The organism is Prochlorococcus marinus XMU1406, from assembly GCF_017696055.1.
In the GTDB taxonomy this organism is placed as follows: domain Bacteria; phylum Cyanobacteriota; class Cyanobacteriia; order PCC-6307; family Cyanobiaceae; genus Prochlorococcus_A; species Prochlorococcus_A marinus_W.
This window is the reverse complement of record NZ_JAAORG010000001.1, coordinates 209,505-234,879: the sequence shown is the minus strand read 5'-3', so window position 1 is coordinate 234,879 and position 25,375 is coordinate 209,505. Positions and strand designations below refer to the sequence as shown.

The 25,375-nt window shown below is 33.0% G+C and carries 28 protein-coding genes and 1 tRNA gene; 15 read left to right on the top strand and 14 right to left on the bottom strand.

The features are described 5' to 3' along the window. Nucleotides 1–19: 19 nt before the first annotated feature. Both HA149_RS01255 and HA149_RS01250 read right to left on the bottom strand, forming a co-directional pair. Nucleotides 20–469 carry a hypothetical protein gene (locus HA149_RS01255; protein ID WP_209112300.1) on the bottom strand — a complete coding sequence of 150 codons (450 nt, stop codon included), beginning with the start codon at nt 467–469 and terminating at the stop codon, nt 20–22. Nucleotides 470–541: 72 nt separating this feature from the next. Continuing rightward, nucleotides 542–623: transfer RNA gene (locus HA149_RS01250), tRNA-Leu, on the bottom strand. Nucleotides 624–864: 241 nt separating this feature from the next. On the opposite strand from HA149_RS01250, the gene HA149_RS01245 reads away from it, so the two are divergent. Beyond that, entirely contained in the window at nt 865–1,812 is a 948-nt protein-coding gene (locus tag HA149_RS01245; protein WP_287608148.1) for a fatty acid desaturase, read from the top strand. A gap of 5 nt (nt 1,813–1,817) precedes the next feature. Here the strand turns inward: HA149_RS01245 and gatC are convergent, their stop codons facing one another. Further along, nucleotides 1,818–2,111, bottom strand: coding sequence for an Asp-tRNA(Asn)/Glu-tRNA(Gln) amidotransferase subunit GatC (gene gatC, locus HA149_RS01240; protein ID WP_209112298.1), 294 nt, complete (start codon nt 2,109–2,111; stop codon nt 1,818–1,820). A 172-nt stretch (nt 2,112–2,283) separates the two neighbouring features. On the opposite strand from gatC, the gene HA149_RS01235 reads away from it, so the two are divergent. Beyond that, the gene (locus tag HA149_RS01235) at nt 2,284–2,868 is read left to right on the top strand and encodes a DNA-3-methyladenine glycosylase (RefSeq protein WP_209113903.1); all 585 of its coding nucleotides are present in this window, start codon (nt 2,284–2,286) and stop codon (nt 2,866–2,868) included. A gap of 21 nt (nt 2,869–2,889) precedes the next feature. Beyond that, nucleotides 2,890–3,906, top strand: a complete 1,017-nt coding sequence (locus HA149_RS01230) for an aspartate carbamoyltransferase catalytic subunit (RefSeq protein WP_209112296.1) — start codon at nt 2,890–2,892, stop codon at nt 3,904–3,906. 2 nt (nt 3,907–3,908) lie between these two features. Here the strand turns inward: HA149_RS01230 and HA149_RS01225 are convergent, their stop codons facing one another. Both HA149_RS01225 and HA149_RS01220 read right to left on the bottom strand, forming a co-directional pair. Then, nucleotides 3,909–4,250 (bottom strand): DUF565 domain-containing protein, encoded by a 342-nt coding sequence (locus tag HA149_RS01225; RefSeq protein WP_025892528.1) that lies wholly within the window; start codon nt 4,248–4,250, stop codon nt 3,909–3,911. Nucleotides 4,251–4,261: 11 nt separating this feature from the next. Then, complete coding sequence (locus HA149_RS01220) at nt 4,262–4,462, bottom strand: hypothetical protein (protein ID WP_209112294.1); 201 nt, start codon at nt 4,460–4,462, stop codon at nt 4,262–4,264. 219 nt (nt 4,463–4,681) lie between these two features. Between HA149_RS01220 and isiD the strand changes: the two genes are divergently transcribed. The 6 genes from isiD (at nt 4,682) to HA149_RS01190 (ending at nt 10,955) form a co-directional block, all read left to right on the top strand. Then, nucleotides 4,682–4,903 carry a protein IsiD gene (gene isiD, locus HA149_RS01215; protein ID WP_025971674.1) on the top strand — a complete coding sequence of 74 codons (222 nt, stop codon included), beginning with the start codon at nt 4,682–4,684 and terminating at the stop codon, nt 4,901–4,903. Beyond that, nucleotides 4,893–6,149 carry a bifunctional phosphopantothenoylcysteine decarboxylase/phosphopantothenate--cysteine ligase CoaBC gene (gene coaBC, locus HA149_RS01210; RefSeq protein ID WP_209112292.1) on the top strand — a complete coding sequence of 419 codons (1,257 nt, stop codon included), beginning with the start codon at nt 4,893–4,895 and terminating at the stop codon, nt 6,147–6,149. Before isiD ends, coaBC begins: the two co-directional genes overlap by 11 nt. Before the next feature lie 216 nt (nt 6,150–6,365). Then, complete coding sequence (locus tag HA149_RS01205; protein WP_025890347.1) at nt 6,366–7,160, top strand: photosystem II manganese-stabilizing polypeptide; 795 nt, start codon at nt 6,366–6,368, stop codon at nt 7,158–7,160. 71 nt (nt 7,161–7,231) lie between these two features. Next, on the top strand, nt 7,232–8,407 hold the full coding sequence (gene sat, locus HA149_RS01200) for a sulfate adenylyltransferase (RefSeq protein WP_209112290.1): 1,176 nt from the start codon (nt 7,232–7,234) through the stop codon (nt 8,405–8,407). 46 nt (nt 8,408–8,453) lie between these two features. Beyond that, the gene (ftsH, locus tag HA149_RS01195; protein ID WP_042849723.1) at nt 8,454–10,307 is read left to right on the top strand and encodes an ATP-dependent zinc metalloprotease FtsH; all 1,854 of its coding nucleotides are present in this window, start codon (nt 8,454–8,456) and stop codon (nt 10,305–10,307) included. A 21-nt stretch (nt 10,308–10,328) separates the two neighbouring features. Further along, nucleotides 10,329–10,955: a bifunctional 4-hydroxy-2-oxoglutarate aldolase/2-dehydro-3-deoxy-phosphogluconate aldolase gene (locus HA149_RS01190; protein ID WP_209112288.1), complete on the top strand. Its 627-nt coding sequence runs from the start codon at nt 10,329–10,331 to the stop codon at nt 10,953–10,955. Between the two features lie 33 nt (nt 10,956–10,988). Here the strand turns inward: HA149_RS01190 and aroC are convergent, their stop codons facing one another. Together aroC and psbA are read right to left on the bottom strand one after the other, a co-directional pair. Continuing rightward, on the bottom strand, nt 10,989–12,086 hold the full coding sequence (aroC, locus tag HA149_RS01185; protein WP_209112286.1) for a chorismate synthase: 1,098 nt from the start codon (nt 12,084–12,086) through the stop codon (nt 10,989–10,991). 107 nt (nt 12,087–12,193) lie between these two features. Further along, nucleotides 12,194–13,276: a photosystem II q(b) protein gene (gene psbA, locus HA149_RS01180; RefSeq protein ID WP_011375791.1), complete on the bottom strand. Its 1,083-nt coding sequence runs from the start codon at nt 13,274–13,276 to the stop codon at nt 12,194–12,196. A 187-nt stretch (nt 13,277–13,463) separates the two neighbouring features. Between psbA and HA149_RS09565 the strand changes: the two genes are divergently transcribed. Next, complete coding sequence (locus HA149_RS09565) at nt 13,464–13,592, top strand: hypothetical protein (protein ID WP_280634141.1); 129 nt, start codon at nt 13,464–13,466, stop codon at nt 13,590–13,592. Nucleotides 13,593–13,708: 116 nt separating this feature from the next. Here the strand turns inward: HA149_RS09565 and HA149_RS01175 are convergent, their stop codons facing one another. Then, nucleotides 13,709–14,614 (bottom strand): aspartoacylase, encoded by a 906-nt coding sequence (locus HA149_RS01175; protein WP_209112284.1) that lies wholly within the window; start codon nt 14,612–14,614, stop codon nt 13,709–13,711. Nucleotides 14,615–14,637: 23 nt separating this feature from the next. Between HA149_RS01175 and HA149_RS01170 the strand changes: the two genes are divergently transcribed. Continuing rightward, complete coding sequence (locus HA149_RS01170; RefSeq protein WP_209112282.1) at nt 14,638–15,582, top strand: glutathione S-transferase family protein; 945 nt, start codon at nt 14,638–14,640, stop codon at nt 15,580–15,582. A 127-nt stretch (nt 15,583–15,709) separates the two neighbouring features. After that, nucleotides 15,710–15,928 (top strand): CP12 domain-containing protein, encoded by a 219-nt coding sequence (locus HA149_RS01165; protein WP_011817713.1) that lies wholly within the window; start codon nt 15,710–15,712, stop codon nt 15,926–15,928. Nucleotides 15,929–15,998: 70 nt separating this feature from the next. On the opposite strand, the gene HA149_RS01160 is transcribed toward HA149_RS01165, so the two are convergent. The 5 genes from HA149_RS01160 to hemB all read right to left on the bottom strand — a co-directional run bounded on the left by HA149_RS01160 (nt 15,999) and on the right by hemB (nt 21,168). Then, nucleotides 15,999–16,181 (bottom strand): hypothetical protein, encoded by a 183-nt coding sequence (locus HA149_RS01160; protein WP_011817712.1) that lies wholly within the window; start codon nt 16,179–16,181, stop codon nt 15,999–16,001. 85 nt (nt 16,182–16,266) lie between these two features. Further along, nucleotides 16,267–17,250 (bottom strand): GTPase ObgE, encoded by a 984-nt coding sequence (obgE, locus tag HA149_RS01155; RefSeq protein WP_209112280.1) that lies wholly within the window; start codon nt 17,248–17,250, stop codon nt 16,267–16,269. 41 nt (nt 17,251–17,291) lie between these two features. Beyond that, nucleotides 17,292–19,703: an endonuclease MutS2 gene (locus tag HA149_RS01150; protein ID WP_209112278.1), complete on the bottom strand. Its 2,412-nt coding sequence runs from the start codon at nt 19,701–19,703 to the stop codon at nt 17,292–17,294. Between the two features lie 14 nt (nt 19,704–19,717). Then, nucleotides 19,718–20,104, bottom strand: coding sequence for a VOC family protein (locus tag HA149_RS01145; protein ID WP_209112276.1), 387 nt, complete (start codon nt 20,102–20,104; stop codon nt 19,718–19,720). Between the two features lie 62 nt (nt 20,105–20,166). After that, nucleotides 20,167–21,168 carry a porphobilinogen synthase gene (hemB, locus tag HA149_RS01140; protein WP_209112274.1) on the bottom strand — a complete coding sequence of 334 codons (1,002 nt, stop codon included), beginning with the start codon at nt 21,166–21,168 and terminating at the stop codon, nt 20,167–20,169. A gap of 223 nt (nt 21,169–21,391) precedes the next feature. Between hemB and HA149_RS01135 the strand changes: the two genes are divergently transcribed. The 3 genes from HA149_RS01135 to HA149_RS01125 are packed head-to-tail and all read left to right on the top strand — an operon-like array spanning nt 21,392 to nt 24,333. Beyond that, on the top strand, nt 21,392–23,044 hold the full coding sequence (locus HA149_RS01135) for a SulP family inorganic anion transporter (protein WP_209112271.1): 1,653 nt from the start codon (nt 21,392–21,394) through the stop codon (nt 23,042–23,044). A gap of 6 nt (nt 23,045–23,050) precedes the next feature. Further along, the gene (locus HA149_RS01130; RefSeq protein ID WP_209112269.1) at nt 23,051–24,049 is read left to right on the top strand and encodes a sodium-dependent bicarbonate transport family permease; all 999 of its coding nucleotides are present in this window, start codon (nt 23,051–23,053) and stop codon (nt 24,047–24,049) included. Nucleotides 24,050–24,051: 2 nt separating this feature from the next. Beyond that, on the top strand, nt 24,052–24,333 hold the full coding sequence (locus tag HA149_RS01125; RefSeq protein WP_002805886.1) for a P-II family nitrogen regulator: 282 nt from the start codon (nt 24,052–24,054) through the stop codon (nt 24,331–24,333). 22 nt (nt 24,334–24,355) lie between these two features. Here the strand turns inward: HA149_RS01125 and HA149_RS01120 are convergent, their stop codons facing one another. Next, complete coding sequence (locus HA149_RS01120) at nt 24,356–25,312, bottom strand: NAD(P)/FAD-dependent oxidoreductase (RefSeq protein ID WP_025913212.1); 957 nt, start codon at nt 25,310–25,312, stop codon at nt 24,356–24,358. Nucleotides 25,313–25,375 lie beyond the last annotated feature (63 nt).

Below are 25,375 nucleotides of genomic sequence, written 5' to 3'. Positions count from 1 at the left end.
ATAACCAATTTATTTGATTTCAGACTTTTATATTATCATTTTTATCATTTCTTACCCACTTTTTTTGGGTTGTATTTTTATTATTGCTACCAAAATTAAAAAAATTTGAAGGTTTCGTTAAATCTCCAAATACCAGATTTATAGACTCTAATATTTTCAAAAAGTTATTTTTAAACTCCAAAAAGGTAATTAATTTTTTCTTTTCGTTATCTGTCAATTGATACCATCTAGATAAAAAAAGCTCTACTAGATAAAAAATAACTAGTACTGTTAAAAAAAGGAAAATTACAAAAAATGATTCATCTAGTGTTTTATTTTTAATTATCAATATCAAACCTATTAATAAATTTAAAAAAGCTTTTATTAAGTCTTTTGGTTTGCCGAGCTCAAGATAAATTATCGGTACAGTAAGAAAAATGGTCCCAACTAAAATATAAAAAGTTCCCAAATAAAATATCAAACTACTCATTAAATTAACTACTCAATTTAATTATAAGAAGTTGATAAAGATAAACAAACTATCTATCAGAATTTCCTTAAGTGCGGTCGGGGAGACTTGAACTCCCACACCCGAAGATACGAGTACCTAAAACTCGCGCGTCTACCAATTCCGCCACGACCGCTCAAATAAAATGATAATTGAAAGAGGTTTATTTTAAAAATTTTTTTTCTTAAGATGATTAATTTGACACATTAAAATTAAATTAAAAATCTCCTAAAAGAAATTTTTTATGTTTGAGCATGCAATCATCTTAAAATATTAGTTATATTATTTAAAGAATAAAAGAAACGATTTCAAACTTAACCAGTAAAAATACAACGAAAAATACTAATCCTTCAAAAACATTTAATTGGCAAAAAGAGATTAAAAATTACGTAGATCCGCCAAGTTTTTGGAATCCAACATTAGGTTTATTTTTTGGCGGTTATTTTCTCGCTTTTCTTAGCATATGGCAATGGTATAGAGGTGTTTGGCCTTTACCTTTACTTGTAGCCACTGCTTTTTTAGCTTTACATATTGAAGGTACTGTAATTCATGATGCCTGTCATAAAGCTGCTCATCCAGTTCCTTGGATAAATCAAGCAATGGGACATGGCTCAGCTATTCTATTAGGATTTAGCTTCCCTGTTTTTACGAGAGTTCATTTACAACATCATATTCACGTAAATCACCCCAAAAATGATCCAGATCATATTGTCAGTACTTTTGGTCCAATTTGGCTAATTGCTCCAAGATTTTTTTATCATGAGGTGTTTTTCTTTCAAAGAAAACTCTGGCGAAGATATGAATTACTACAATGGGGAATTGAAAGATCCATATTCATAACAATTATCTTGGCAGGTTTGAAATTTGACTTTATGAATTTAATTTATAATTTATGGTTCGGCCCAGCATTAATGGTAGGGGTCACTTTAGGAATATTTTTTGATTATTTACCCCATAGACCCTTTCGATCAAGAAATAAATGGATAAATTCTCGAGTTTATCCAAGCAAATTTATGAATTTATTAATAATGGGACAAAATTACCATCTCATTCATCATCTTTGGCCTTCGATTCCTTGGTTTGAATACAAAATAGCTTATGAAAAAACTAAGCCTTTATTGGATAAAAAAGGCTCCCCTCAAAGAGTTGGGATATTTGAAAGTAAAGAAGACATTTTTAACTTTATTTATGATTTATTAATAGGTGTAAGGAGTCATAGCAAGAAGAGGGGAAAAATAAGAAAAATCATAAATTTATATCCAGGCTTTAAAATAAAAAAATTTTTATTAAAGATAGTCAACAAAACATTTATTGGAAGCAACTAACTTACTCATTCAGTAATAATTTTTGGTACTTTAAAATATTTATCTTCTCTCGATGGACCCAATTCTAAAAGTTCTTCATTGCAATCAGAATTTTTCTTTTCGTCTTTTCTAAATACATTTACAACCTCTATAGCTCTCGTTGTACAGGAGACATCATCTGTATCAATTTTTTCAAGTTGTCTTATATAATCCAATATCTTTTCTAGTTGTTCTGCATGATTATTAATTTCATTCTCGTTAAGTTCTAATCTCGCTAAATGAGCAACTTTTTTTACTTCCTCTTTAGTTATTTTTGTCATACCTTTAATATCTTTCTAATTAAATAATAGTTTATTAAGAACAACTTATTTTAATATCCTTTGAATTTCAAATAATTAAAAAAAAATAATCACATCTTTTTGAAAATCAATATCAATTTATAGCCTCAATTATTTTTCTCAGCTAAATATGTTATTAGATAGATATTGAAAAATAGAAGAAGAATTATTTCCAAAAAATTTTTTTTATCGGCACTCTAAACTTGTTGCTCCTGATTTAATAGGCTGTCACCTCATAAAAAAAAATAATGAGATAGATCAAGTTAAAGGGGTAATTGTTGAAACTGAAGCTTATTCACAGGAAGAAGAGGCCTGTCATGGCTACCGCAAAATGACTGAATCAAACAAATCATTATTTGGCAAACCTGGCACATTTTATATTTACAAATCTTATGGCATTCATCATTGTTTAAACATAGTTACTGATAAAGAAAATTTTGCGAGTGGTGTTTTGATAAGATCAGTTTTTATCTCTAATAAGAATGAAAGATTAGCTTCTGGACCTGGCCTAGTAACTAAAACATTCAGTGTAGACATTTCATTTAACTCACTTGAAGTTCTTAATAACAAATCTTTATGGATTTCTCCACGAAACTCTCCTATAGAAGAAAAAGATCTTATTCAAACTACGAGAATTGGCATATCAAAGGCAAAAAATATAAAATGGCGTTGGTATCTCAAAAATAGTAGGAGTGTAAGTAAAAGATTAAAAGGTGACAGAACACCTAAATTTCAATAATCATTTATCTTTTTTAGCGTAATGCAAATTTGGCCTCATAAACACATCCACACACTAGCTAATTTTTCAATTAAAGATTATGAGTCAGTATTTGAATTAGCTAATAGATTTGATGCACTAAAGAATGCAGGAACAAAAAAGATACCGGCCTTACAAGGGACTTTAGTAACGTCTTTATTTTTTGAAGCTAGTACAAGAACAAAAAATAGTTTTGAGCTTGCAGCAAAAAGACTTTCTGCTGATGTCCAAACGTTTGCTCCATCCTCCAGTTCTTTAACAAAAGGCGAAACAATAATTGATACAGCCATAACTTATTCTGCTATGGGGGCGGATACATTAGTTATCAGACATTCATCAAGTTACATAACCTTTGAGATCGCAAAAAGACTTGATGCAATAAATTCCAAGACTTCGGTTCTTAATGCGGGAGATGGATTACATAGTCACCCCAGCCAGGGATTACTTGACATCTATACATTGATAAAATTCTTTTCCCAAAAAACACTGAATCTAGAGGTTTTAAATTCCAAAAAAATTTTAATAATTGGAGACGTTAATCATTCAAGGGTTGCCAGGTCAAATCTTTGGGCTTTGAGTGCATTCGGCGCCGATATAATCTTATGTGGTCCTAAGACATTAATACCTGATGAATTTATCAATTTTTTAAAAACCCCCGCACCAAATCAAACAGAAGATCCTGTTAAATCAAGAGGTTCCATAACAATTTCTAGATCATTGGAAGAATCAATAAAAATTGCAGATGCGATTATTGTTTTAAGACTCCAGAAAGAGAGAATGATGGAAAATTTACTAAGTAGCATTGATTCATATAGTTTGGATTATGGCTTAACCCCAGAGAAATTATCTTTAAATAATAAACAAATTCCAATTCTACATCCTGGTCCTATTAACAGAGATATTGAAATAAGTAGCAAAGTGGTAGATCGATATCCTAATTGCTTAATCAATAATCAAGTTGCAAATGGTATCCCTATAAGAATGGCTTTACTTTATCTATTACATAAACACAACAAGTAAATTTATAGCAACTTAAGACTTTCAGTAAAGAAACCATAAAATAATCCCAATCTTAAAGAATCTAATAAAAGTACTAAAAATTTCTTTTTCCTTTCAAATCTAAAATTTCTTCTTAGAACTATTAAAAACTCAATAAAAACTACTGATAAAAAAGCGGCAACAGGATCCATGAGTTCCACAACGGCACTTACCATACCAAGAGAACTTCCAAAAAAGTAGCCAATTAAAAGTGTAATCAATGATATTGAATATCTTCGCCATGGATTATTAGCCCAAATACTTAATGTCTGAATATTTTCCACAATTTTTAGCTGAAATTTTGTCTTTTGAGGTTTAACAACCATTTTGCATTAAACTAAGCGGCTTCAGAGTTTGATTGAATCTTAGTATTTCCTTCTAATAATTCAAGTAATGCTTCTAACTGAGCCATTAAGCTTCTTAATTCGCCTGGTTCAGGGAAAAAGTCATCTTCTTTTATTCCTAAATGCATTTCTCTGAGCTCTTGCCTTAAATAGCGTATGTGACTAATGACTTGCTCTCTTTTGGTTTGCGACATGATATAAATTTTACACCAACATTTTAAGAAATAATATTTTTGAAAAGGAGATTTTGTATATTTATGACTGAGAATGAAGATAAATGACCTAACAACAATTTGAAAAGATTCTGAAAATTGAAAATTATCATAATACTTGAAAATATGTACTTAATTCTCATATCAATTTTAAATAATTACTTGAGGCTTTATTATTAGAGTATATTGACTTGAATCAATATGAAATTCATTTCTGAAAATAAAATAAGTGAGGAACTAGTAAATTCTTTTGACGAAGAAATGACCCTTGAGCTCGCTAAAAGGCTAGAGGAAGATAATTATAATACTCCATTTGATGGTTTAAAAGACTGGCACTTACTTAGGGCTCTTGCAATCAATAGACCTGAATTAACAACTAATTATACCCATCTCCTCGATCAGGAACCTTTCGATGAAAACTAAAAGTAAGGACTCCAAAATAAAGGTTCTTTTATTAATAACTGGGAGTATTGCAGCTGTAAGAGTTCCATTATTAGTAAGCCAATTAGCGAAAGAAAATTATGAAATAAGATGCGTTTTATCAAAAAATGCAGAAAAATTAATAAAGCCGCTTTCTCTTTCTATTTTAAGTAGAAACCCGTGCATTTTAGAAAATGATCAATGGTCTGATAGTCAATCAACACCTCTTCACATAGAACTAAGTAATTGGGCTGATATTTTAATCATCGCCCCTTTAACAGCGACAACGTTAGCAAAATGGGTAACTGGAAATGCAGAGGGATTAATCCCAAGCATCTTAATAGCAAATATAAAGCCAATTATTGTTGCACCAGCAATGAATACACAAATGTGGCTAAATAAAGCTGTCCAAAAAAATTATGAGAATTTACAGAATTACGAAAATGTTTTGTCTTTACAACCAACTGAAGGACTCTTAGCATGTGATGCTATTGGCATCGGTAAGATACCTCCAAATGATCTAATCCAATTAGCTCTTGAATTTATAGCTTCACACAAACAAAATGAATATCGCAAAGATTTACTTAATAAAGAAATTTTAATAACTGGAGGGTGTACCTCAGAGAAAATTGACGCGGCAAGACATATTACTAACAAAAGTTCTGGAGCTATGGGCCTACTACTTTCTCAAGTAGCGAGGTTCAGAGGAGCACAAGTAAAATATGTTCATGGGCCTCTGAAAATCGATAAGAATCTTACTGATGGAATAAAAAGATATGAAATTGAAACTAGTGTTGATTTAATTAGGGCACTTAATAATGAAATATCAAATTGCGATTATTTTTTCATGAATGCAGCAGTATCTGATTTCAAGATAAACTCTGATAATTCAGCTAAAATTCCAAAAAATCAAATTAATGCTCATTTGAATCAAAACTTTGAGCTAGTCCCAGATATTTTAAAAACAATTAGTAAATCAAAAAAAGATAACCAAGTTTTTGTAGGCTTTTGTGCTTTTACAGGATCTATCGAAGAAGCACGAATGACGATTAAAGAAAAGATTATCCAAAAGGGTTGTGATTATCTATTCGCGAATCCAATTGATCTTGAAGGGCAAGGATTTGGCTTTTTAGCACAAAATGAAGGTTGGCTATTCGATACTAACAATATGGAACACTACATTAACAAGACATCAAAAATTGACTTAGCAAATAAATTAATAACCCAAATTGTTTCATTAAAAAAATAAAAAAAATTTTTTAATTTGTATTTTTTTGTAATCTTAATCATTAAAAATAATGTGATAGCTTAAAATAATTCCAGTTTTTTAAAATCTAAAAAGCTACGGGTTGTTTCGAGGATTTAATAGTCCTATCTTTTATGGTCCTTTCCCTTGTAATATCCGTACTGAACTTATTAGATGACCTTTAATCTATCGTCACAGAACTTTACTGCAACTTTAATTATGAGAATTCGTTCTTTCTTAGCTTTTGTTATTTCAATTTGTATAACTTTTGCTTTCGTGCCTGTTAAAACATTTGCCTTTTCTGAAAGAGGAAATGCACAATTCACAGATGTTGTTAACACAGGAAAAGCTAATGATTGCCCTACATTAGACTCATCTCTTGTCGGATCAATATCTCTAGGGAATGGAGATAGCCTTAAAGGAATATGCATGCATCCAACAGAAGTTTATGTAAAAGTGCCAGGGACAAAACGAAAAGCTGCAGAATTTGTTTCTACAAAAATTATTAGTCCTAGAAATAACACCACAGTGACAGAAGTTTATGGAGATATAGATTCAGGAACTTTCACTGAAAAGGGTGGTATTGATTTTCAACTTATCACTGTATTAACTCCTGGTGGTTTAGAGGTACCATTTGCATTCTCAGCTAAAGATCTTACAGCTGATTTGCCTTCATCTATTGAGCCAGGCACTGAGGTAAGTGGTTCAACATTTACACCTAACTACAGAACTGGTGACTTTCTAGATCCTAAGGCAAGAGCTAAAAATACAGGTGTTGAATATGCTCAAGGTTTAGTTGCATTAGGAGGAGATGACGAAGAACTTGCAAAAGAAAATATTAAAGTTGATGTAAACGGTACTGGCGTTATTACTCTTTCAATCAACAATGTAGATTCTGACACAGACGAATTTGCTGGTACTTTTGAAGCTATCCAACCTTCAGATACAGATATGGGTTCAAAGGATCCACTTGATGTAAAAATAATTGGGGAGCTTTACGGAAGAAAGGCATAAATCCTACTTAACAGAAAAAGGGGGTTAAACCCCTCTTTTTTTTTCAAAATTTTTCTTTATCAATTTAAAAAATGGAATTACAACAAAAAACTAAAACAGATACTAATGGACTAATACCGCCTTATGGAGGGGAACTAAAAAATTTAATTATCAAAGATAAAAACCTTAAAAATGATCTTATCTCTAAAGCTACTTATGAGATCGAATGTAGCGAGAGAAATGCATGCGATGTAGAACTTTTGATGGTTGGAGCTTTTTCTCCGTTGGAAGGTTTTATGGATGAAAATAACTACAATTCGGTAATTAAAAATAATAGAAATACAAACGGGTTGCTTTTTGGCTTGCCTATTGTATTTGATTCAAATAATGAAAAAGTAAAAACTGGAGAGACAATATTGCTTACTTATAAAAAACAAAAAATAGCAGTTTTAGAAGTTAGCTCTAAATGGGAGCCTGACAAATCCTTAGAGGCTGAACTTTGTTATGGTACTAATTCTTTAGATCATCCTGCTGTTAAGATGATTTTTAACGAGAGAGGGAGATTTTATATAGGAGGAAGAGTTTATGGTTTCGAACTACCAATTAGAGAATTCCCCTGCAAAACCCCAGAAGAAGTTAGATCTACACTGCCATCAAATCATGATGTAGTTGCATTTCAATGCAGAAATCCAATTCATAGAGCACATTATGAATTATTTACTAATGCCTTACTTTCAGATAATGTATCCTCTAACTCAGTTGTTTTAGTTCATCCAACTTGTGGGCCAACTCAACAAGATGATATCCCTGGAAAAGTTAGATATTTGACCTATAAAGAATTAGAAGAGGAAATATCAGATAAAAGAATAAAATGGGCTTTTTTACCTTATTCAATGCATATGGCAGGGCCAAGAGAAGCTCTTCAACATATGATAATCAGAAGAAATTATGGCTGCACCCACTTTATTATTGGTAGAGATATGGCTGGTTGTAAGTCGTCATCAACTGGTGAAGATTTTTATGGTCCATATGATGCCCAGAATTTTGCGAATAAGTGCGCAGATGAATTGATGATGAAAACTGTTCCTTCAAAAAATTTAGTTTATACGAAGGAAAAAGGATATATAACAGCTGAAGAAGCTAAAGAATTTAATTATGAAATTATGAAACTTAGTGGTACTGAATTTAGAAAGAAATTGAGGAATGGCGAACCAATTCCTGAATGGTTTGCATTCAAAAGTGTAGTAGATGTTCTAAGACGCTCTTAATATTGTTTTATTATTAGTATTATAGATTTATTAAAGATTTTTTATCGTGAACAAACGTTGGAGAAACGTAGGGCTTTATGTCCTAGCTGTCATTACTGTAATTTTCATTGGTACTTCAGTTTTTGATAAGCCTAGTACTGAAAGTTCTACAAAGACCTTGAGATATAGTGATTTTATAGAGGCAGTACAAGATAAAGAAATCAGTAGAGTCTTAATATCTCCAGATAATGCCACAGCTCAAGTTGTTGAAAATGATGGGAGCAGGTCTGAGGTCAATTTAGCCCCTGACAAAGATTTATTAAAAATACTGACTGAGAATAATGTAGATATAGCTGTAACTCCTACAAAATTAGCCAATCCATGGCAACAAGCTGTAAGTAGCTTAATTTTCCCAGTACTTTTGATTGGAGGCCTATTTTTTCTTTTCAGAAGATCCCAAAGTGGTAATGCTGGAGGTGGTAACCCTGCCATGAGTTTTGGCAAGAGCAAAGCTAGACTGCAAATGGAACCATCTACACAAGTAACCTTTTCAGATGTTGCTGGTGTTGAAGGTGCAAAATTAGAACTCACAGAAGTTGTAGATTTTCTTAAGAGTCCAGATAGATTTACTGCAGTCGGAGCAAAAATTCCAAAGGGAGTTCTTCTTGTTGGCCCTCCTGGTACAGGAAAAACATTATTAGCAAAAGCAGTAGCTGGAGAAGCAGGTGTACCTTTTTTCTCAATATCTGGTTCAGAATTTGTAGAGATGTTTGTAGGAGTTGGAGCTAGCAGAGTTAGAGATCTTTTTGAACAAGCTAAAAAGAATGCTCCTTGTATTGTGTTTATTGACGAAATAGATGCAGTTGGAAGACAAAGAGGCGCTGGTATGGGCGGAGGAAATGATGAAAGAGAACAAACATTAAATCAGCTCCTAACTGAAATGGATGGTTTCGAAGGTAATTCAGGAATAATAATAGTTGCTGCAACCAACAGACCTGATGTCTTAGATTCAGCTTTAATGCGCCCTGGAAGATTCGATAGACAGGTAACAGTAGATAGACCAGATTATGCTGGAAGATTACAGATATTAAATGTTCATGCGAAAGATAAAACTCTTTCAAAAGACGTTGATTTAGATAAAGTTGCTAGAAGAACACCAGGATTTACTGGTGCAGATTTAGCTAATCTTTTAAATGAAGCAGCAATACTAGCAGCTAGAAAAGATTTAGATAAAGTAAGTAATGATGAAGTCGGTGATGCTATTGAAAGAGTTATGGCTGGTCCAGAAAAGAAAGATAGAGTCATTAGTGATAAGAAAAAAGAATTAGTTGCTTATCATGAAGCTGGTCATGCACTCGTTGGAGCATTAATGCCTGATTATGATCCCGTAGCAAAAGTTTCAATAATTCCTAGAGGTCAAGCTGGGGGTTTAACCTTCTTCACTCCAAGTGAAGAAAGAATGGAATCTGGTCTTTACTCTCGTTCTTACCTTCAAAATCAAATGGCTGTAGCTCTTGGTGGAAGAGTTGCTGAAGAAATAGTTTATGGTGAAGAAGAGGTAACAACCGGAGCTTCAAATGATTTACAACAAGTTGCCAATGTAGCAAGACAAATGATCACTAAATTTGGTATGAGTGACAAAATAGGTCCAGTAGCTCTAGGTCAATCTCAAGGTGGAATGTTTCTCGGAAGAGATATGAGTTCTACGAGAGACTTCTCTGAAGACACAGCCGCCACAATTGATGTAGAGGTTTCAGAACTTGTTGATGTTGCCTATAAGAGAGCTACAAAAGTTTTATCAGATAATAGAACTGTTCTTGACGAAATGGCTCAAATGCTAATTGAAAGAGAAACTATAGACACTGAAGATATCCAAGATTTGCTCAACCGATCAGAAGTAAAAGTCGCAAACTATATTTAATGGCGAAAGTTTAAATTTTTAATGAATAATAAAGAAGATTCTTTTTCGGAGTTCCTGAAAAAAGAGTCTTTTTTTTTACTAATAAAACCAGAAGATAATATTTACTCAAATACCTCTATAAGAAATTCATTTTTTGAAGAATTAGAAAGTTTAGTAAAATTAGGATTAAAGAATATTGAAATAAGTTGGTCAAACAACGAAAATTGGTCAGATTTTGTTTCCGATATCAAAATTAAGTATCCAAAAATTAATTTAGGCTCTGCCTCCATAGTTAATAAGCAATCAATAGAGGATTCTTTAAAAATTGGATTAAATTTTTCGATGATGAAATTTTGGGATAAAGATCTTTTCAATTATGCGCAGTCAAAGAATTATTTATTAATTCCAGGAATTAATAATTTAAAGGATCTTAAGGAAGCGATAAATTTTAATTGCAACATCATCAAAATTTACCCAATAAAAAGTAAAGATTGTTCGATAGATATACTCAACTTTAAAAATATTGATTTCATTGCTGCTGGAGGACTATCAATCAATGATTTAAAAACTTTTAAATCTTTAGGGTATAAATCAGTCGTAATTGGAGATAAAGCTATCATAAATAAAAAATTTGATCCAAAAATATTTGAATGGCTCAAAAATAATTGAATTAAGGATGAATATATTTATTCAACAAAACAACTACTTATTTATTAAGTCACATTGGGCATGATTTAGAAGCAAATGATCAGCGAGTACTAAAGCGACCATAGCATCAACCATAGGAACTGCTCTTGGTAGAACGCATGGATCATGTCTCCCTTTTGCTTTCATCAGTACCTCTTTCCCTTCAGCATTCACTGTTTTCTGTTCTTTCCCGATGGTTGCTGTAGGTTTAAAAGCTATCTTCATCTCAATATTTTCACCATTACTTATTCCTCCCTGTATACCTCCTGAATTGTTAGATGTTGTTCTTAACTTACTAGAATCATCAGACTTAATGAACGAATCATTATGTTCGCTTCCTTTTAAATAAGTTCCAGAGAAACCTGAACCTATTTCAAAGCCTTTCGTAGCGGGCAAAGACATCAAAGCCTTTGCTAAATCAGCTTCTAATTTATCAAAAACAGGCATTCCAAGACCAGAGGGGGCATTTCTTACTAGACATTCAATAACACCGCCGCAAGAGTCTCCTTGACGCTTTAATTCCTTAATCCTCTCTATCATTTGCGCTGATACTTTTTCATCAGGACATCTAACAATATTAGAGTCTATTTTTTTTAGAGAAATCTTCTCTTTATTTATATCAGAATCAATATCATGTATACGCTTTACCCAAGATAGTATTTCAATGTTACAGAAGGTTTTTAATAATTGTTTCGCTACAGCACCAGCAGCAACTCTGCCAATTGTTTCTCTGGCAGAGGCTCTTCCACCGCCAGAACTTGCCTGAATTCCATATTTGATATGATATGTACCATCTGCATGAGAAGGTCTAAATACCTGCTCCAAATTATTATAATCGCCTGGTCTTTGATCTTTGTTTCTTACCAACATTGCTATTGGAGTTCCAAGTGTTAACCCTTCCTTTATCCCACTTAATATTTCAATTTTATCTTCTTCATTTCGGGGTGTTGTAATGTCACTTTGGCCAGGTCTGCGCCTATCTAAATCATTTTGTATCAGATTTATATCTACTTTTAACTTAGGGGGACATCCATCAAGGATAACTCCTACTGCACCACCATGTGATTCTCCAAAAGTACTTACACGAAAAATCTTTCCAAAACTACTACTCATAGAAATATCAAATGTTTTATTTATATATAAACATTATATGAAACCAATTGAAAATTAAACAAAAAAAAACCCCCGAAAGGGGGCTTGTAAATTTAAGAACTTTAAGCTTAACCGATAGCTGGAGCTGAAAGAGCTACTGTTGTAGACTCAGCTGCTGCTAGATCAAGTGGGAAGTTGTGAGCGTTACGCTCGTGCATTACTTCCATACCTAGGTTTGCTCTGTTAAGAACGTCACCCCATGTAGGAACAATCTTACCGTTTGCATCAACAACTGACTGGTTGAAGTTGAAACCGTTAAGGTTGAATGCCATTGTGCAGATACCCATTGAAGTTAACCATACACAAACAACTGGGAATACAGCTAGGAAGAAGTGAAGACTTCTGCTGTTGTTGAAACTTGCATATTGGAAGATCAAACGACCGAAGTAGCCATGAGCTGCAACGATGTTATATGTTTCTTCTTCTTGTCCAAACTTGTAACCGTAGTTCTGAGATTCTGTCTCAGTTGTTTCTCTGATTAGAGATGAAGTAACAAGTGAACCGTGCATAGCTGAGAATAATGATCCTCCGAACATACCAGCAACACCAGCCATATGGAATGGGTGCATAAGAATGTTGTGCTCTGCCTGGAAAACAAACATGAAGTTGAATGTTCCAGAGATACCTAGAGGCATTCCGTCAGAGAATGAACCTTGACCGAATGGGTATACAAGGAATACTGCGAAAGCTGCTGAAACTGGTGCAGAGTATGCAACACAGATCCATGGACGCATACCTAAACGGTATGAAAGCTCCCACTGTCTTCCCATGTATGCTGAGATACCAATTAGGAAGTGGAAAATTACAAGCTGGTAAGGACCACCGTTGTATAACCACTCATCTACAGTAGCTGCTTCCCAAATTGGGTAGAAGTGTAGACCAATAGCGTTAGATGAAGGAACAACTGCACCTGAGATGATGTTGTTTCCATATAGGAATGAACCAGCAACTGGCTCTCTAATTCCATCAATGTCTACTGGTGGTGCTGCGATGAATGCAACGATGAAGCAAGCCGCTGCTGCAAGTAGGCATGGAATCATTAAGACGCCGAACCAACCAACATAAATTCTGTTGTTAGTTGATGTTACCCACTCACAAAACTGTGGCCAACCTTTTAACAGCGAAGAACGCTGCTGCTGAATAGTTGTCATGAGTTCGTAAAGTATGTCTCTAATGTGAGACGTGTAAATAAAAACGGAAATATATTCCGCTTCGAAGATTTTAGACCAAAATCGCTAAAAATGTGTAATTTTTTTTCTTTAAGTAAACTTATTTTTTGGAATATCAAAGAAAAGAACCTCCATGTCTTAATATTTTCTTTGTTATTGAGGATTTAACTTGGTAATAATCGAATGGCTTCTTAACGGAAAAAGATCGAAAGAGGTGGTTTCCTTAAGAGAGGCTAAGCAAAGAAGACTGCAATTAGAGGCTTTTGGAGCTTTTATTTATTGGAGCGAAAGAATTTAAGGTTTTAAGGATTGAGACTTAGCAAAAAAATAAAAGCATTAAATATTAAATAAACTTATCTTTTAAATAAAAAATCCTTATTAGTTTTCAACAATTTATTGTTCCGGTTTCTTAATTTAAAGACTTTCAAACTCATAAACCCATTGTTTTTTGGAACAAATCACTTCTTTCTTCGTGTAGCTCATCGCAATTTTTTTTTCCTTATAGGCGACTTCACCAATAAAAACAGGCCAAATCGATTCTTCTCCATCATATTTATGAATTATTCCTTGGCTATCAAGAAATAATGGATCTCCTTTTTTAATCATTTTCCAATCTTGGTTTATTCTTTCAGGATGTATTAGGCCATCAATATATCCTTTTTCATCTCTTGGATAATCTATACTCCCTTGATGAACATGAACAACCAATTCCTTTGGAAGTTCTATGAGGTTGTTTTTTAATTTATCTATCTCTTCCCTTAAAGATCTAATAATTATTAAGAATCTATCAATGATTGTTGGATCATAAAAATTTTGTGCGACAGCTCCTATTTCAATAACTAAACCACATGGCCAAGCTTCTACAAGAAAGCCTGTTTGAGCTTTGTCTTTTTCGTGCAAATAAATAGGCAATCCAAATTTGTTCTGTAGTAATGCAGCTAAACAAAAATCTTTGAATCTCCTCCCATATAAAACAATGCTTGTTCCCATATTTGCAGTAGTAGTATGCAAATCAATTGCAATTTGACACGGCTTAGATCCATGGATTCCAAATTGATCGACTAAAAAATTAGCTCTATTAATTTCATAAACACTATTATTGTCTTGATCATGATTTTTAATTTTTTTGAAAGATCTATTTAAATCTTCATCTATATATCTATAACCTTTTTGATAGGCAACTGGATTTCCTATGATGTACTCATACTTGATACCATGATTTAAACTATTTTCCTCTCTATTAAATTTCTTAACCGCCCAAACAGGATTAATTTCATTCCCATGAGTGCCTGAAATGATAAGTATTCTTTGAACAGTCATTTTTTCATTAAAAATAAAATTTTATGCAAAATAAATACCTTATAAAATCCACCAGAAAATTCTGGTTTTGGTTTTGGACCCAATTAATGAATGGCTTCGCACCATCAGATATATATGGTAACTATAAAAGGCCTAAAGGGATAACAATTGATAGTGAATACGATATTAATAATGAGAATGGACAAATTTATTTATTGGTAGGGAATTCTTGTCCATGGTGTCAAAGAACTTTACTCGTCCAAGAAATAAAACATTTATCTAAAAAAGTTAAAGTTATTTTTTTAAAAGCAGATCTTGAACATGGCGAATGGATTTTCAATAGAAAGTTTAAGGGATGCATGAGACTTTCAGACCTTTACAAAAAAGCTAATAAAAAGATTATTTTTAGAGCGACATTGCCTCTTTTAATTAGTTTTGTAAAAGATGAAGTAAATATTTTGTCTAATGAAAGTTCACAGATTATAAGACTACTCAATTCAATAAAAATTCAATCAAAAATTCAGATATTAACTATTAAAGACTGTAATCAAAAATTTTTGGATTTAATTAATAACAGCATTAATGATGGCGTATATAAATGTGGTTTCGCCAGAAACCAGTCAGCTTACGAAAATGCAAGTCAAAATCTTTTCGCAGCTATAAATGAAGTTGAAAATTTTCTACAGAAAAACAAAGGGGACTGGATATTTGGAGAAGAGTTAACCTATGCAGATATTTACCTTTTTCCAACGCTTATAAGATGGGAATTGATATATAGCAAACTTTTCAAATGTACTGAACAAGAACTATCAAGTTTCGAAAAGATTATTGAATGGAGATTAAAATTCTTTAAATTAACTAATGTTAGTAAGACTTGTTATGGCAATGAATGGAAAAAAGATTACTACAAAGCTTTATTCCCTTTAAACCCAAATCAACTAATCCCAGTTTTACCATCGCTAAATGAAATACTGAAAGTAGAGACCTAAAAAATACAAAAATCAATTTCGAAAAAAAAATGATGTTGTAATGAACACTTATTTAGTTCATAGATAATGCAATTTTAATTGAAATTAACTATGTTATGTATGTCTACTAAAGTACGAAAAGCTTAAAATGAAATCCATTGACGAACACATCCAAAAAGATCAATCGGAAATCGAATCTGCCAAAGCAGAGGGCAATCTTCCAAAGGTCAGACATTTAACTGAAGAACTAAAAGAACTCGAAGAATATAAGGATCATCATCCAGAGGATAAACATGATCCTAATGCTTTGGAACTATTCTGCGATGCCAACCCGGATGAACCAGAATGTCTTGTTTATGATGATTAATTTTTCTTTTGATAGATAATTCACAATAAAAAGGGGCTCTAAAAGCCCTTTTTTTTATTTATTAATTCTATTAGTAATCTCTATTAAAGTCAGATGGACTTCCTGTAAGTGAACATACAACCGACTCTTCATTTTTCATTTCCTTGACTTCTACAATTGGTCTTCCCATTTTCTTCAAAACCTCAATATCTTGGATGGTTTGACATCTAGCTATTATTTTTCCTTGTTGGTCAAAGCAAGTATAGAAATTCATATTGTGTTTAAAGAAGTATCTTATTTATGACTAATTTTCATTATTAAATCAAGTGTTTTTTTTACAAAAAAATTTTAAATTCAAGTTAGATCCTTTTCCATACTTCAGAAAGCAGTGAAGATAAACCTTTTTTTAAAGATGAAGAAATAACTAAAACTTTCTTTTTAGATAAATCTTCTAACTTTTTTTTAATTATTTTCAAATAATCATCATCTACAAGCTCCATTTTATTCAAAACTATTATCCTCTCTTTCTCTAAAAGACCTTTTCCATATTTTTTTAATTCCTGCTCAATAATCTCAAAATCATGTAAAGGATTTTCTGCTATTGCATCAATTAAATGAACAAGTATCTTCGTTCTTTGGATGTGCCTTAAAAAATCATGGCCTAAACCTACTCCATCAGCTGCCCCTGATATTAATCCAGGAATATCCGCAAAAAGGCAACCATTCCCATCCATTTTTCTTACTACACCTAAGTTAGGTATTAGAGTTGTGAAAGGATAATTTGCGATTTTTGGACGGGCAGATGACACAACAGAAATCAAGGTACTTTTCCCAGCATTTGGAAGGCCTATAATCCCAACCTCTGCAAGAAGTTTTAGTTCTAATTGAACCTCCCATATCTCACCATCTTTTCCTTCAGTGAATGATTCTGGAGCTCTATTTTGATTACTTAAATAGTAAGCATTACCATGTCCACCTCTTCCTCCAATGGCAATAATTAAATTCTGTTTATCTTTAGTTAAGTCTCCTAAAATAATACCGGTTTTAATATCCCTTATTTCTGTACCGCAGGGTACTTTAAGGATTGTATCCTCACCTGAAGCACCTGATCTCTTGTTAGGACCTCCTTTGCATCCATCTTCAGCAATTATTTCACGTTTGAATTTGAAATCTAATAATGTTTGAAGATTATTATCAGCCATCAAAATAACTGAACCCCCTCTTCCACCATTTCCCCCCGAAGGTCCTCCAGCAGGAACGAATTTTTCTCTTCTAAATGAAACTATTCCATTTCCACCTTTTCCAGCTTTAAGAATAATGTTGGCTTGATCAATAAATTGCACTTAATTACGCTTATTAAATTGTTTTCTAGGTATTTTAAATTTTATTTTATCCACGCAATACTGCAACCAGGGCCACCCTCGTTGTTGGCTGCATCTTCAATCTTATCAACATAATTTAAACCTGATAACCAATTTCTTAGTCCTTTTTTTAATTTTCCTGTGCCAATTCCATGAACAATCCATAGCGGTCCATGAAATTTTCTTATTTTCTCCTCAATAATTATTTCGGCTTCATGAACTCTTAACCCTCTTACGTCAATTGTATTTTTACTCGTTCTAATTTTAGAAAAAGAAAAATCTTCTCTTGTAGAATTGATCTCAATTTTTGACCTTTTGAAATTAGGCTTTTCTCCATTAATACCTTCAAAGTCATTTACAGATAATGTGCTTCTGAATGAACCACATTTAATTTCATAAAAACCACCTTTTTTATCTAAATCTACAATTTGTCCCGTACTATTTAGACTTTTAATTTTTACAAAATCACCTACCTGAGGGTTCCAAGATATTGACTTTTCAGATTTTTTTTGGGTTAAATGTTCAGTTTCAATTTCCTTTAATCTTTTTCCAATAATTCTCGTATCCTCTCCATTAACATTTTTATCTCTTAATTTTTTAATCAAATCTATCACCTCTTTTTTAGCGGCTACAATATGTTTTGATAATTTAGACCTTTCAATTTCCTGGATTTTTTCAGCATTTATTTTTTGATATTCATAATTTTTCTTCAGTTCATCATGTAATATTTCAGTCCTTGCAATCAATTCTGCAGCAGCTTCTGCAGAATTTTGTTGTTTAATCTTCTCTTGCTCAAGTCCTTTAATAATACTGTTAATATTGTCAACTTCTTTTGGCTTTAGATAATTTGCAGCTTCATTGAGTATGCTTTCATCGAGACCAATTCTCTTTGAAATTGACAAAGCATTACTTCTCCCTGGAATACCCCAGTTGAGTATATATTTTGGCTTCAAAGAATCCTCATCAAAGGCAACTGATACGTTTTCAAATCTTGAGTCGTTATATTTTAAAGCCTTAACATCTCCATAATGTGTAGTTGCAAAAGTGATATCAGATTTATTTGCAAATTCTTTTAATAAAGCCATCGCAAGAGCACTTCCTTCAAGAGGATCTGTGCCAGATCCAATCTCATCTAGCAAAACAACTGATAATCCTTTCTTATAATCAAGTGAATCTAATATCTCTTTTATGCGAGATATATGCCCACTGAAGGTAGATAAATTTTCTTCTAATGATTGATTATCTCCTATATCCACATATATATTTGGACAAAAAGGGATAATAGGATTATTAGTTGAAGGTATCAATAATCCTGCTCTAGCCATAAGCAAAGACAAGCCCAAACCTTTTAAAGCTGCTGTTTTACCTCCAGTATTTGGACCTGTAATAGCTACAACCTTAATATTTCTATTTATATAAAAATCAACAGCTACTGGTGGAGCTGCTCCTTTTTTCTTATGTTCCCAAATCAATAACGGATGAGAAAAACCAATTAAGGAAATAATAGGATTTTTCTCAAACGTAGGAGTTTTGCCTCCAATCCATTTCGAATATCTTGAACGAGTTAGGGCATTTTCTAATTTCAATAAAATAGATGCCATTTCAATAAGATTTTCTGAATTATCACTAACAACTTGGGACCATTTCTTAAGTAATTTAAATTCTTCTGCTGTGATCCTAGCCTCCAAGGAAGCAATCTTATTACCTTTAGTTACTACACTTTCAGGCTCAAAATATACTGTATTTCCTGAAGATGAAGAATCATGAATTATACCTTTAAATTTTTCTACATAATTAACTTTTACTGCTAAAACCGGCCTGCCATATCGGTCTCCAATAGTAGTATCTTGCAAATAAGCTAAATTCTTTTGAATAAATTTCTCAACTAATATTTTTCTTTCAAGTTTCTTAGATAATAATTCTTTTCTAAGAATAGATAGTTCATTACTAGCATTATCTGAAATCCTTCCATTTGATTCAATTCCTTTTTTAAAAATCGTTTCGATATTCTGATGGTCAATTAAATTTTTTATAAATGATGAAATATAGGGCCTTTGTTCAAAATCTAATAAGATTTTTTTTAAATTTCTGGCCGCAGCAATTGTTTTCGCTATTTCTAATAAATCAGAAGATAAAATTACACCTCCCTTGGAACAAATTTCAATATTTCGACTAATATCAAAAACACCAGAAAAACTAATTGATTTATCTAAATTATTTTCTAGCTCAGTTATTTCAACCGTTTCATTCAAAAGTCTTTTAGATAATTCGTATTCTGAAGGAATTTCAAAACTTAAAATTGCTCTTTTACCCATTTCTGTAGAGGCAAATGAGGCTAAATGAGTTTTTAGTGAATCCCACTCTAAAAGGGTTATAGATTCATCTTCTAAGGTTGTTTCTGAATATGATTTTTTAGAATGAGTTTTCTCTTGCATACCAAAAAAAAGAATCAAACATTCGATTGAATCCCTTCTGGAGGAACATAAAGCATCTCGAGCCAGTTTCCTTCAGTATCCTTCATATAAAAGGATGCTGTTCCATCTCTATGTTCATGTAAAGGACCAACTTTTAAACCAGAATTTTTTAAATCATTTTGAATATTTACGACTTCTTTTTTATTTTCAAAATGAAAAGCGAAGTGCGGTCCTGCAGCTTTATAGCTTGGGCCTAACAATGCGAGTCCATCTTTACCTTTACCAGCTTCCAAATAAGACCAATCTTTATCATCCCAAACCAAGTTCATACCCAATTTAATATAAAAAGATTTCGCCCTTTCGAGATTCTCTACTCTTAGTGCGATGTGACCAATCCTATTTACTCCTTGTGAAAACTTCAAAACAAAGACATGAATTTATTATTAATCTAAGAATAAACCAAATTTTTGTTAATAATGAGTTTTTAAGTATCCTTCAACCATTGAGATGCATCACAAGCATGATAAGTAAGTATTAATTTTGCTCCTGCTCTTTTAAAACTAAGCAATGTTTCTAAAACAATATCTTTTTCATTAATCCAGTTCTTCATAGCTGCAGACTTCACCATGGAATACTCGCCACTTACGTTGTATGCAGCTATAGGTTTATTTGAAAAAGTGCTTAGTCTATAAACAATATCTAAATATGAAATTCCAGGTTTTACCATCAAAATATCTGCTCCTTCATATTGATCCAATGCAGATTCAATTAAAGCCTCTTTTGAATTTGCAGGGTCCATTTGATATGTAGACTTATTATCTGGAATTATTTTCTTACTATTTTCTCTTGGAGCTGAATCTAAAGCAGTTCTAAACGGACCATAATAAGCAGATGAATATTTTGCTGTGTAACTAATAATACCTACATCACAAAATCCTTGACTATCAAGAGCATTTCTAATTGCTCCAACTCTCCCATCCATCATGTCACTAGGGCCAATAAAATCTGCTCCTGCACTAGCTTGTGTTAAAGCTTGTTTTTTCAAAATTTCGATTGTTTCATCGTTCAATATTTTTCCAGTTTCATCAACTAATCCATCATGACCATCACAGGAGTATGGATCCAAGGCAACATCTGTCATTATTGCCATTTCTGGAATCTCTTTTTTTAATATTCGAATAGCTCTAGGTATTAAACCTTTTTCATTAAAACACTCTGCACCATCTTCAGTCTTTAAGCTATCGTTGATTTTTGGGAAAAGAACCACACACCTTATTCCCAATTCCCATGCCCTAGTAACTTCCTTGATTAAGCCATTTATATCCCATCTAAAAGTTCCTGGCATTGCCGAAATTTCCTCTTTAAAATCTTTTTCATGAATAAATAATGGATATATAAAGTCCGAAGCTTTTAGATGGTTTTCTCTTACCATTTCTCTAATTGCCTCAGACCTTCTTAATCTTCTTGGACGAATAATCGAATTCATTTGAATATTATTTAAATTAAAAAATATTTATTTAATACATTAATCGCTCACCTCACACTTAAATCAATCAGAGACTCCTTTTGTTCAGGAAAATTAACTAAAATTTATGTAAATAAGAGAAAAAAAGTTACAAAAATATTTTGCACAAAGTTCATTTTTCACAAATTTACGTCATTTAGAGATAATATCTTCTAGTTAAGTATTTATTTTAAGGAGAGCATCTTTGAAAATAATTAATGGATTTCATCTAAAAAATGTAAGAGGCGATATTCTTGGAGGCATCACAGCCGCAGTGGTAGCTTTACCTCTCGCTCTTGCTTTTGGTAATGCTGCGTTAGGACCTGGCGGAGCAATTTATGGACTATATGGAGCAGTAGTAGTTGGTTTTTTAGCAGCATTATTCGGCGGAACACCTGCTCAAGTTAGTGGACCTACAGGTCCCATGAGTGTTACTGTTGCAGGTGTAGTGGCAGGCTTAGCAGCCATAGGGGTTCCAAGAGATCTTTCTGCAGGACAAATTTTACCTTTAGTTATGGCAGCGGTAGTCATTGGCGGCTTACTGCAAATATTATTCGGAATTTTAAAATTAGGTAAATACATTACTTTAGTTCCATATTCTGTTGTTTCAGGATTTATGTCTGGTATTGGAGTAATAATAATTGCGCTTCAGATTGGACCATTACTTGGAATTAGCACTCGAGGTGGAGTTGTCGAATCTTTAACTACTGTATTTTCAAATTTCCAGCCCAATGGTGCTGCTATTGGAGTAGCAATAATGACACTAGGTATAGTATTTCTTACTCCTAGAAAAATAAGTCAGTGGGTTCCTTCTCCTCTCTTGGCCCTATTGATAGTTACCCCAATATCAATATTAATTTTTGGAGATGGAGCTATTGATAGAATTGGAGAAATCCCAAGGGGAATTCCATCTTTAAATTTCCCAAGTTTTAATCAATATTTCCCAATTATTTTCAAAGCAGGATTAGTCCTAGCAGTTCTTGGCGCAATTGACTCCTTACTGACATCTCTTGTAGCAGACAATATCTCTCAAACAAAACATAATTCTGATAGAGAACTTATTGGTCAAGGAATAGGAAATGCTGTTGCAGGTCTGTTTTCAGGTTTACCTGGAGCAGGAGCAACAATGAGAACAGTTATAAATGTTAAATCTGGAGGATCAACTCCAATTTCTGGTATGGTTCACTCGGTTGTGTTGTTGATAGTTTTAGTTGGTGCAGGACCTTTGGCTGAGCAAATACCAACTGCATTGCTAGCAGGAATTCTTATAAAAGTAGGTCTAGATATTATTGATTGGGGATTCTTGAGGAGGGCTCACAAATTATCTTTAAAAACATCATTAGTAATGTACGGAGTACTTTTAATGACTGTTTTTTGGGATTTAATTTGGGCAGTTTTAGTCGGTGTATTCATAGCAAATATGCTCACTATTGATTCAATAACCGAAACTCAACTAGAAGGTATGGATGAGGATAATCCTTTATCAGAAGATGATCAAGGGAAAAATGCTTTGCCTGCTGATGAAAAAGCACTTCTAGATAGATGTTCAGGCGAGGTAATGCTTTTTAGACTTAAAGGTCCACTTAGTTTTGGAGCAGCTAAAGGCATATCTGAGAGAATGATGCTTGTAAGAAACTACAAAGTTTTGATATTAGATATTACTGATGTACCACGACTTGGAGTTACCGCGACTCTTGCAATAGAGGATATGATGCAAGAAGCAAAAAATAATTCCAGAAAAGCATTTGTTGCTGGTGCTAATGAAAAAGTAAAAGATAGATTAGCTAAGTTTGGAGTTGAAGGCATTATTGAAACAAGAAAAGAAGCTTTAGAAACTGCTCTAAATGAAATATCCTAGTAATTTATGGAAATAAATCCAATTCTGCAAAATGTATTAGCCCCGCCCGTTCTTTTCTTTTTGATTGGAGCAATTTCGGTACTCTTTAAATCTGATTTAGAAATACCAGCTCCATTACCTAAACTCTTCTCCTTATATCTGCTACTAGCTATTGGGTTTAAAGGAGGTATAGAGATACAGAAAAGTGGTTTTACAGATCAAGTATTGCCTACTTTAAGTGCTGCAATACTGATGTCACTTCTAATCCCGCTGATTGGATTTTTAATTTTAAGATTTAAGTTTGATGTCTTTAATTCAGCTGCAATAGCAGCAGCATACGGTTCAATTAGTGCTGTGACATTTATTTCCGCAGAAAGTTTTTTGGAAAGTCAAAAAATAGCCTTTGATGGGTTTATGGTTGGCGCCTTAGCTTTAATGGAATCTCCTGCAATAATTGTTGGATTATTACTTGTAAAATTTGCAGCTCCCCAAAATAGACCAAAATCAAGAAAAATGCATCTAAGCGCAATTTTACACGAATCACTTTTGAATGGATCAGTTTATTTATTGCTCTCAAGCTTAATTGTAGGATTTCTGACTGCTTCCAGTAATCCCTCAGGGATTGCAAAAATGGAGCCTTTTACTGGACAATTATTCTATGGAGCAGAATGCTTCTTCTTGCTAGATATGGGAATAGTCGCTGCTCAAAGATTGCCGAGACTTAAGAATGCGGGTTCTTTCTTGATTGGCTTTGCCATTTTTATGCCTTTGTTTAACGCATTTATTGGTGTTTTCGTTGCAAGATTTTTATCTTTAGGTCCTGGCAACGCACTTTTATTTGTGGTTTTATGTGCAAGCGCCTCTTATTTAGCAGTTCCTACAGCGATGAGGATGACAGTTCCAGAAGCCAAATCTAGTTATTATATTTCAACTACACTAGGTCTAACTTTCCCATTCAATATAGTTCTTGGCATTCCCATATATATGAGTTTAGTAAATACCATTATCCCATTGTCCCCTCTATAAAAATGAAAAGATTAGACTTGATATTTAGTGAAAGAGAACTAGATGCAATCATTAAAACATTAGAAAAAGCTAATGTTCCTGGATATACAGTTATGAAACACGCTACAGGCAGAGGGCCTGAAAGAGTTGTTACTGAAGATATGGAATTTACAGGATTAGGAGCAAATGCTCATGTAATTGTTTTTTGTGAGCAAGAATTAATAGATAAAATGAGAGATAACATAAGAGACGATTTAAGCTACTACGGAGGAGTTGCTTATATTTCAGAAGCAACACCCCTTTAAATTAGAGAAGCAAGATTTATTTTTAAGAATGAATCCAATCAACTCTTATATTTTTTCGACTATTTAAGTATCTATCAATTGACATTGCAGCAATACATCCATCAGAAGCCGCAACTACGGCTTGCTTAAATGGTGTATTTCTTATATCTCCAATAGCCCATACTCCATCAGAGTTTGTAGACATAAAATCATCAACAATAACTCCTCCGTCTTCTTTTAAAGCAATTTGATCCCCTAAAAAATCAGTAATCGGCTTTGAACCACTCATGTAGACAAACACTCCATCTAAATTTAAATTGATAGGATTTTCTTCTTGTTTATTTTTCACAACAACCCCATTCACTCCCATATCATCGCCCAATATTTCCAATAATCTTGTTCTACTCCAATGTTTTATATTTGAATTATCCATCAATTCCATAGCTTCTTCATTATCTGATTTAGGATCACTTGATGTAATCCAATGCACAGTTGATGCAAATTTAGTTAGAACAGTTGCCTCCTCAATTGCCTCCTTATTCACTCCAACAACGGCAACTTCTCTATTTTTATAAAAAGCCCCATCACATGTAGCACAATAACTTACTCCTTTGCCAAGAAAATCGGCTTCGCCCTTAAATGATGCAGGCCTACCCATGGCTCCACTTGCAAGTACAAGTGCTTTAGCTTTGAAAGTACCTTCGGGCGTATAAACCATTTTCCATTCTCCACTAGCGTCTATTCCAAACACTTGCGCTCTTCTATAATCTGTGCCGTATTGCACAGCCTGCTCTCTCATTAGAGTAAGTAATTTTTCTCCACTTATATCAACCGGAACACCTGGATAATTAGCTATTTGATGAGTTATTGCTAAGGCGCCAACAGATGGATTTTTATCTAAAATTACTGTCTTTAAGTTTGAACGAGATGTATAAAGTGCGCAAGTACATCCGGCGGGGCCTCCTCCGATAATAACTACATCTGACTCAATGATTTCCAATTTTTAAAAACTCCTTTTTTAGTAGTTAATTAGATGAGTTCTTGGTTAGAAGATATTTTTAGA

Bases quoted from the DNA above. Each gene is read 5' to 3' on its own strand.
- HA149_RS01125 (WP_002805886.1), top strand. From the start codon at position 24,052: ATGAAAAGATTAGACTTGATATTTAGTGAAAGAGAACTAGATGCAATC.
- isiD (WP_025971674.1), top strand. From the start codon at position 4,682: ATGAAATTCATTTCTGAAAATAAAATAAGTGAGGAACTAGTAAATTCT.
- HA149_RS01130 (WP_209112269.1), top strand. From the start codon at position 23,051: ATGGAAATAAATCCAATTCTGCAAAATGTATTAGCCCCGCCCGTTCTT.
- gatC (WP_209112298.1), bottom strand. From the start codon at position 2,111: ATGACAAAAATAACTAAAGAGGAAGTAAAAAAAGTTGCTCATTTAGCG.
- aroC (WP_209112286.1), bottom strand. From the start codon at position 12,086: ATGAGTAGTAGTTTTGGAAAGATTTTTCGTGTAAGTACTTTTGGAGAA.
- HA149_RS01165 (WP_011817713.1), top strand. From the start codon at position 15,710: ATGAAATCCATTGACGAACACATCCAAAAAGATCAATCGGAAATCGAA.
- HA149_RS01205 (WP_025890347.1), top strand. From the start codon at position 6,366: ATGAGAATTCGTTCTTTCTTAGCTTTTGTTATTTCAATTTGTATAACT.
- HA149_RS01225 (WP_025892528.1), bottom strand. From the start codon at position 4,250: ATGGTTGTTAAACCTCAAAAGACAAAATTTCAGCTAAAAATTGTGGAA.
- HA149_RS01175 (WP_209112284.1), bottom strand. From the start codon at position 14,614: ATGACTGTTCAAAGAATACTTATCATTTCAGGCACTCATGGGAATGAA.
- coaBC (WP_209112292.1), top strand. From the start codon at position 4,893: ATGAAAACTAAAAGTAAGGACTCCAAAATAAAGGTTCTTTTATTAATA.
- HA149_RS01255 (WP_209112300.1), bottom strand. From the start codon at position 469: ATGAGTAGTTTGATATTTTATTTGGGAACTTTTTATATTTTAGTTGGG.
- HA149_RS01150 (WP_209112278.1), bottom strand. From the start codon at position 19,703: ATGCAAGAGAAAACTCATTCTAAAAAATCATATTCAGAAACAACCTTA.
- HA149_RS01230 (WP_209112296.1), top strand. From the start codon at position 2,890: ATGCAAATTTGGCCTCATAAACACATCCACACACTAGCTAATTTTTCA.
- HA149_RS01170 (WP_209112282.1), top strand. From the start codon at position 14,638: ATGCAAAATAAATACCTTATAAAATCCACCAGAAAATTCTGGTTTTGG.
- HA149_RS01220 (WP_209112294.1), bottom strand. From the start codon at position 4,462: ATGTCGCAAACCAAAAGAGAGCAAGTCATTAGTCACATACGCTATTTA.
- psbA (WP_011375791.1), bottom strand. From the start codon at position 13,276: ATGACAACTATTCAGCAGCAGCGTTCTTCGCTGTTAAAAGGTTGGCCA.
- HA149_RS01190 (WP_209112288.1), top strand. From the start codon at position 10,329: ATGAATAATAAAGAAGATTCTTTTTCGGAGTTCCTGAAAAAAGAGTCT.
- hemB (WP_209112274.1), bottom strand. From the start codon at position 21,168: ATGAATTCGATTATTCGTCCAAGAAGATTAAGAAGGTCTGAGGCAATT.
- sat (WP_209112290.1), top strand. From the start codon at position 7,232: ATGGAATTACAACAAAAAACTAAAACAGATACTAATGGACTAATACCG.
- HA149_RS01160 (WP_011817712.1), bottom strand. From the start codon at position 16,181: ATGAATTTCTATACTTGCTTTGACCAACAAGGAAAAATAATAGCTAGA.